The 7,400-nt window shown below is 39.3% G+C and carries 8 protein-coding genes; 5 read left to right on the plus strand and 3 right to left on the minus strand.

Features of this window, described 5'->3' with window-relative positions; all coding sequences use genetic code 11:
- Both H1S01_RS21235 and H1S01_RS19385 read left to right on the plus strand, forming a co-directional pair.
- Nucleotides 1-356 (plus strand): hypothetical protein (locus tag H1S01_RS21235; protein ID WP_207732425.1); only part of this gene is annotated, 356 nt, incomplete at its 5' end.
- Between the two features lie 111 nt (nt 357-467).
- Entirely contained in the window at nt 468-629 is a 162-nt protein-coding gene (locus H1S01_RS19385; protein ID WP_188042033.1) for a hypothetical protein, read from the plus strand.
- An 84-nt stretch (nt 630-713) separates the two neighbouring features.
- Here the strand turns inward: H1S01_RS19385 and H1S01_RS19390 are convergent, their stop codons facing one another.
- Both H1S01_RS19390 and H1S01_RS19395 read right to left on the minus strand, forming a co-directional pair.
- A complete protein-coding gene (locus H1S01_RS19390) occupies nt 714-932 on the minus strand; it encodes a hypothetical protein (protein WP_188042034.1) in 219 nt (72 codons plus the stop codon).
- 655 nt (nt 933-1,587) lie between these two features.
- The gene (locus H1S01_RS19395) at nt 1,588-3,570 is read right to left on the minus strand and encodes a Z1 domain-containing protein (protein WP_188042035.1); all 1,983 of its coding nucleotides are present in this window, start codon (nt 3,568-3,570) and stop codon (nt 1,588-1,590) included.
- A gap of 623 nt (nt 3,571-4,193) precedes the next feature.
- On the opposite strand from H1S01_RS19395, the gene H1S01_RS19400 reads away from it, so the two are divergent.
- The 3 genes from H1S01_RS19400 (at nt 4,194) to H1S01_RS19410 (ending at nt 6,282) form a co-directional block, all read left to right on the plus strand.
- Entirely contained in the window at nt 4,194-4,463 is a 270-nt protein-coding gene (locus tag H1S01_RS19400; protein WP_188042036.1) for a hypothetical protein, read from the plus strand.
- A 223-nt stretch (nt 4,464-4,686) separates the two neighbouring features.
- Entirely contained in the window at nt 4,687-5,145 is a 459-nt protein-coding gene (locus H1S01_RS19405) for a hypothetical protein (protein WP_188042037.1), read from the plus strand.
- Nucleotides 5,146-5,526: 381 nt separating this feature from the next.
- Nucleotides 5,527-6,282, plus strand: a complete 756-nt coding sequence (locus H1S01_RS19410) for an HNH endonuclease (protein ID WP_188042038.1) — start codon at nt 5,527-5,529, stop codon at nt 6,280-6,282.
- 161 nt (nt 6,283-6,443) lie between these two features.
- Here the strand turns inward: H1S01_RS19410 and H1S01_RS19415 are convergent.
- A partial coding sequence (locus H1S01_RS19415) for an amino acid permease (RefSeq protein ID WP_188042039.1) occupies nt 6,444-7,400 on the minus strand: 957 nt, incomplete at its 5' end.

The raw sequence follows: 7,400 nt of genomic DNA on the forward strand, positions 1-7,400 counted from the left end.
TGAGCCTAAAAGCATGGTTGCTGCTGTTATTGAACATCTCACTAATTTTAGCGGGACAGACCCTTATCCGATTGGAGCTAGACCGACTGGGCGGTTTTGAGTTTGCGAACGTACTCAAAGCCGCCACGTCCCCCGGTATCCTTGGTGGCGTGGTGTTACTTACTCTTGCTTTGCCAGTATGGTTCAAGTTGCTAACAATGGTCCCATTTAGCACAGCTTTCCCGGCTCAAGGGCTCATTCATTTTCTTGGCATTATCGTTGGTTGGCTGGTGTTTTCGGAGTATGTGCCCACGATCAGATGGATAGGGGGACTGTTCCTAATGGTCGGGGCTTATCTTGTTTCGCTTCAGGGTTGAGATTAGGGGAAGGGGATCGCTTGACCGTCCTCTACCAAACTTAACTTTACTTTAAGACGCCCCCTAGATAAGCTGTACCTGCTTCGCAACAAAAGCAGGGAGGATAACAGAATGACAGAGTTTTTTCAAACCGGCATGGGCAGGAAGTTCTATGAAAGGGACGTTCCCAAACTCGCTGAATCCCTGGCCACCATCGCCGAACAACTGGCCCGGTTAAACCTGAACATCGAGAAGCTCAATGAGAACATGAATAATCCCGAACAAGCAGATTAATGCCAACTTAGTCCCCCGGCAACGGGGGCTCTTTCGCTCTTTGATAATTAAAAAAGCCCACGCCAAATAAGCGACGGTCTAAGGTTAGAGAACCCTCGCTTGATAAGTGGTCGGACGTATCCTTATGTCTGGATGGCGGACTTCGTTGTTGGTCGTAGAGGCAAAATGGCCTCCATAATTATCGGCAAAGTTGCCTGTTGGTTTTATGGGCAGACTGGCTTCTCTGCGGTAAAGGCGAAGTTCAAGACTGCCATGACCGTGGGTTCCGGTAACGTGGCCGGACTTCGCTAAGTGGTGTCGCATAGTTGGCCCACCCGGATTGCCGATCGGTAAACCTGCAAGACGTTCTAAAGACTATATTTACTTAGAATAATTTGCAGGTTACGTTGCCATCGTTTATCCACTATCTAACCCCCGCCCAACTGTGAAGCTACGCTTCCCGTTTGCAGTAATCAAAGAACCGGTCAACTCAATGGCCCATCTATCGACCTCCCTCTGGTTGAGAGTGTTGGCGGACCGATATTCCAGTTAGGTAGACCTCCTCTGCTGAACTCGAGTTTGATTCTTCGCTGTCTTTAACTGAAGGAACCCAGCCCATCACCCGATAAAACCACTCCTTATTATCCGGCCCATCATGCACTAGGCCATTATTGAGTCATCTGAAACAAATGCGTGTCGTGTTTATTTCAACGGTGAAAAATCATTTGCGGAATTAAATTTTTAATTTTTGTTGGGGCCGGTTATTGCTCGATATTCATTCCTCCTTGGTGGGCGGTTGCCGCAGTGACATCATCGCTCTAGTGAGGGAGGAAGTCAATAGATATTAGAACCGTCTAAAAAGAGGCTTGCTAAGAACAATCTTCGTAAAAACTAGGGAGGGGAAACGTTGAGGTTTTGACATAGAGGTATGTTAATCTTAAAAAATTAGGAGAGCGTGTTCAACCACGCTCTCCTATACCTAGCTAATTATTTGTTCAATATGAGAGATGTTCAATAAATAGTCATAGTTGTTTGGAAATCTAAAAATCGGAATCCAGAAATTCTCGCCTTCCCATCCTTTTTCGAAACTGCCAGATATTCTATAAATATATAATGTCGGATGGTCTTCCACAGCAAGCTTTCTGTCATCTTCAGAGAGTATAGTACTAATTGAACCGTCTTCTAACATTTTGATATCACGATCGACCCTTACGATTACAAATCCATGTGGATATGTTTCCTTCATACCTTTGATTAGAGGTTCTATTAATTCAACAAATCTTTCATAAGAAGACTTCATAATCTCCAATATACCTAATATAAAATTAATTTCGACTTTTATTGGCTTATTAGAACCTGAACCAACATAGTCGATTAACTTTTCATTTAATTCGTTAGTTATAGAGGACACATTTTTATGTTTAGGATATCTAGGGTTATATGATATGCCACCCCGTAAACCGAAAATTTGACTGGTGTCATAAACTGTTCCTTTAGTTGGTAAAATACCTTTACCAACCGGAATACTAATATGGGTACTCTTATTGTCTATTATCATTTTTCGGAGCTCGTTTTCAGCTCGAGTAATTTTTAGAAAGTTATCACACAGACTTTCGGATATAAATATTCGCATTACATCGAGAACCGATTCTCTATAACCAAACATTCTAGCATGCTGTCCCATAGTATCCATCTTAGGTGCACTGGAACAACGGCTATAATATGTCGTAACTAAATTTTTAATGGTAATTCCTCTACTAAGTCTATCCCCTCCAACTAGGAAGTTGATTCGAGCGTCATATAATATATCTTTACTCTCGTCAGAATTAACTACTTGAACAAAAAAGTCATCGTTTATTAGTTCTGATGCCTCCGCATAAACATCCTCGTATGGTGGGATATCTATAACACTTTGTTTGAAGTCATTATAAATAATGCCAAATCTCTCGTCTACCAACTCTTTTAATTTGGAGTATTCTGATATGTTAATATTATTCAATGAATTATTGATTATGCTTAATAATTGCTTTACGTACTTCTTAAAAAGATGGTGTCCTTCTTTTTCTCTCCCTACATGAGCCATATAGGTAAATGTGCTTTCTTCCTCTTTAATGGTTTTTATTGAGGCAGCGATTATAAAACTTAAAAGTGAGTCAATGATACTATTAGCCGTTTCGATCGTAAGATCTTTGTCTCTGTGAACATCTCCATTAAACATATGGTCATCTTTAATAGGTTTTAAGTAAGGGCTAGATTCACTTCCAAACAACTCGTTGGCACCTATATAACCGGTACCGGGTTCAAGAATGGTAATGAAATCAGGAAAAAATTTAGATCCTACATTTTGCAATAGAATAGCTTGCGGTGTGGCCGTAACTTGAATGTATGCTTTAATTTGAGAACAATCGATTAAACTATCAATTAGACCATTAATCCTGGATGGCGATTCTTCCTGGCTATTAATATTATTGTTTAAACTTGCCTGATCTGCTTCATCATCAAATATTATCCAATTAAGGTCACTTTTGATTTCACGTAGTTTTTTATTAAGAGCTGTAAGATAATTAACGTTTTTTGGACAAACAATTACTACGTTTCGTTTATTCTGAAGATAACTCTCAACGTCTACGTGAAGTTGTGTTTTATCTATTACTTCGAATTTTAACTTAGAATCTTTTAACCGCTTAACTGTTTGACTATTCAATGAATTGTCGTTAGAAACAAGCAATATAAAAGCTCTATACTTATTATCCATCATTAGAGCCATAGTGCTAATAATACTATTTGTTTTTCCACTTTGCACTCTACCAAAAATAAGCCCAGTCTTTCGACCTTGATTTTGATTTACTTTTTCGACTGTTTCTTTTGCTTTTAATAACACATTATCAATATCATCTTTGTCTACGTTAGATTGTTTCATAAATATCCTGGCATACCTAACATTAGAACCTTCGTTCAACACGTCCAATAACCTCCTTGGAAGAATACTATAAAAATATTTTACCATAAAAAACAAAAATGTGGTGAAAATAATTTTATTATTCTAGTTTTATTCTCAAATTGGCAGGTGGGTTAGGCTGGTAAAATACTAACTTGTAAAAAGAAGGAAATCTCCCTCGCCACATCGATGTTGGAAGGTAGTGAATTCTTGCCGATGAAATGAGAAGCAGATAAACTTCTCAAATTAATCCATAAGAAACGCCACGAAGCCTCCCGACTTCTGCTGGCCCGTAGAATTAAATCAGGCCATCCTCGTATCTCGTGAAGTTGACCAACTCCGGGAAGTGTATTGCCGATTGAAGTTCGAGGAACAAGTAAACCGAAGAACCGTACACCCGCCGATATATTGGGAATGCTTTAGAAAAGAAAAAGCGTGGCCCCACGAAGAAAGGCTCACGCTTCATTCAGTTTATTATCGGGCAAAATAGAGTACGGATAAGTCAAACTGTCCGAAAGGGGAGAAGAGATGCCCACAGTTGATACCGACATTGAACGTCTGTTTTTCACCGACGTGAAAGAAAAGAAAACCACAGCCTCCGGCATCCGTGCCGTGCCTCCCGACTGGGCCGTGTCGGCAGCATTGTCATGCCGTCCGATCGGATGTCGGGCAAGGCCAAGCGAGACTACCGACGGCCAGGGCCATTGATCACATACTCATTATTTGAGGACTTAGTACCCTTTGATGTGTTTGATCGGATGAAGTACGAGCAACATGTCCAACTGCTGCCGAAGTGGCGGGAGAAGTTAGGCGATGATTATATCTGTCGGGAATGGGGGCTGACGGGATACGGGTTCAAAGTTGTTTTAGAGACGTTGGGACTATCTAGCCACAAATCAAAATCAACGATACAATGATTTAGCGTTTGGCTTCTTACCAACAAACGCTTTTTCTTTGCTCAAGTTTTGGGGTGGAAATAGGGGCTGCTATGGCAGCATCACTCTTGGTTATAAAAGTAATATCTTAGTTGTCCTTAGCAGGAAACTGATTATCTTCGAAGAATCTAGGTAATAATAACCATTGAAAATTTAGGGTGTTAAGACTGCAATTCTTATTAATATGTACGGGAGGATTATTTATATGAAGTTTGAAGGAAGTAATGATAGAAGCGTCTTTGCAAGATGTGATTGTGGGGCCTTTCATCGCTTTGATAAAAATGAAGTTACTATAGTTGACACGAACATTTACATAAATGATACATATGAATGCCAAAAGTGTAAATATAAACATACTTCAATTGACGGCTATTTAAGCGAGGAAGGAAATAAAGCCCAAGAGTTAATTACATCTCACATAGAAGCGGTTAAAAGAATGAAAGCAGCAGCAGAAGAAGAGATAGAAAGAGAAAAACATACAGTAAAGTGTAAAAAGTGTGGTTCAAGTCAAGTATCAGTCGGGGATAAAGGTTTTGGATTAGGAAAAGCAGCTATAGGTGGAATACTGTTAGGCCCCGTTGGTTTATTAGGTGGTCTTGTAGGCAGTAAAAAAACAGTAATTATATGCCTAAAATGTGGACATAGATGGGAAGTCGGTAAATAAAAAAATTGTCGAAGTTATTGGTCCTGTCGAAACTCGTCGAAATATTTTTCCAGGAAAAGAAAATCTCCCGTCGAATTAACTCAGACGGGAGGGGGTTTCTGTGGAAGTAATTATCGTACTACTAGTGATTTTCGGCTTATGGTATGTTCTCAAGGGTTCTTCATCTGAGAAAAACAGTTACCCTAAATCGAGAAAAAGCAATTCCTCAAACCTGTATCCATTTAAGCCAAAAACCAAGTTTTTATGCGACATCTGTGCCTACGACTACGATAGAGCCTGCCATCATTCCGCCAGACCAAATGCGAGGCAGTGCCCGGATTATAGGGCGAGGTATTGAACGTAAAATAAAAATCATAAATACCACATATAGGGGAGATTTATATGAGTTTTTCCGATTTCCAGTTTGAAAGTGCGTTTCGTTTAGCATCTCAAGTGTATTTAGATGTATATGAGAATATAAATGAACATTATCCATCTGATTTATTTGATAGCTCTGATAGTAAATTTCAACAGAAAATATTAATACCTCATAAACAAACATTGCTTCATGATTACATAGCTTATTGGCACGAATTTTATCTAGATTACGCTATAGACAAAACCGGTTATGATTACGTTATTGAAGAGGTAATTAAAGGACTTGATCACTATGGAATTAACTATACTTTGGAAGATGAAAGCGATGAAAGTTATTGTAATTTAGTTGAGGAGTATAAAAAACTTACACCCAGAATAGTAAACGAAACATTTACACTTTTATTTAATGATAAAAGACTTGTTAGGGCATTTAATGAGGATATTGCAAGAATTATTTTTGATATGAAAAAAACAGATTACCCTGATCTTTTGTCCAAAGATGGTGTCGTTTTAAGACGCCAATATTTACCCCAATGGTTAAAGGACGGCGTTTTCTTTCGGGACAAAGGAAGATGCCAATTATGCGGCATAGACTTAACGAGACTTCTAAATGCTGGTAGTAAGATTCATTATGATCACATAATTCCTCTAGAGTTAGGAGGGAACAACGACCCGACTAATTTTCAAATTTTATGTGAGTCATGTAACACTTCAAAAGGGGCAAGACATTCTGGCACAAGAAACTTAATCCCAATTTATTGGTCATTCGATGAGGATTAAATAGAAGTACCCGGGATAGTTACGTTTCAGTTCCAAAGATCTGATAAACACACGCAAAAAAGCCAGGACTTCTCATCCTGGCCTTAATTATTTCCTCAACTTTTAACTCTTCAAACCCCGGTAGGCGTCACGTTAGGGTCAAATCCAAACTGCAATGACGGTTACATACCTTTTAAGTGATAGGGTACTGAAGCCACAATAGTGTTCTTTTTTAGAAGCAATACAGTTCGTAGAAGAAAACCGGTTTGGTTATGCAATAAATAGTGCCACCAAGTGTGTGTAACGAACTCAGGGACAATAACTGTGATTACTTCGCCTGGCTTTAATTCTTTTTCCAAGTTATCAATATAGTTGACAAAGGGGCCAATCAATTCCCTATAAGGCGATTCCACTACCACTAATTCAAAGCTGATTTGTTTTTCCTTGAGTTTATTCCTTAGCTTCTCTGCTGTTTCTGGATTTGAGGAAACATGGACGATTGTTATGTCCGTATCTTCGTTTGACATTGATTTAGCAAATTCCAGTGCATTGAGTGCTGGTTTCGATAAAGACGACATGGGAATCAGAATGTGATTCTTAACGACATAATAAGGGGCCTGATTCTGTGAGGATAATTGATGCGATATGTCGGAATAATGCTTTTTGATTTTCTTGAATAGTAACACCAACAAGGGTATTGCGATTAGTACTAGCCACGCACCAGTCATAAATTTGGTTGACGCAATGACGATGGTAACGATTCCAGTTACTGTACTACCAATACCATTAACTAACGCATTTGCCTTGTAACCTTGAGGCTTTAAGGTATTCCATCGAACGACCATACCTGCTTGAGCAATTGTAAAGGCTAGAAAAACACCGACAGCGTATAAGGGTATAAGAGAATGAACAGAGGCATGGAAAATAACGACTAAAGCGATTGCACCCGCACAAAGGAGTAAAATACCATTATGGAATACAAGACGATCTCCTCGCAAAGCAAAAATTCGAGGAATATATCCTTCCGTCGCCAGTTTAGCGGCCATGATTGGAGCACCAGCAAAAGCAGTATTAGCTGCTAAAATGAGAATGATAGCAGTAGCGGCTTGTAAAATATAGTACATCAGGTTCCTGCCGCC

The organism is Heliobacterium chlorum, from assembly GCF_014502795.1.
Lineage (GTDB): Bacteria > Bacillota > Desulfitobacteriia > Heliobacteriales > Heliobacteriaceae > Heliobacterium > Heliobacterium chlorum.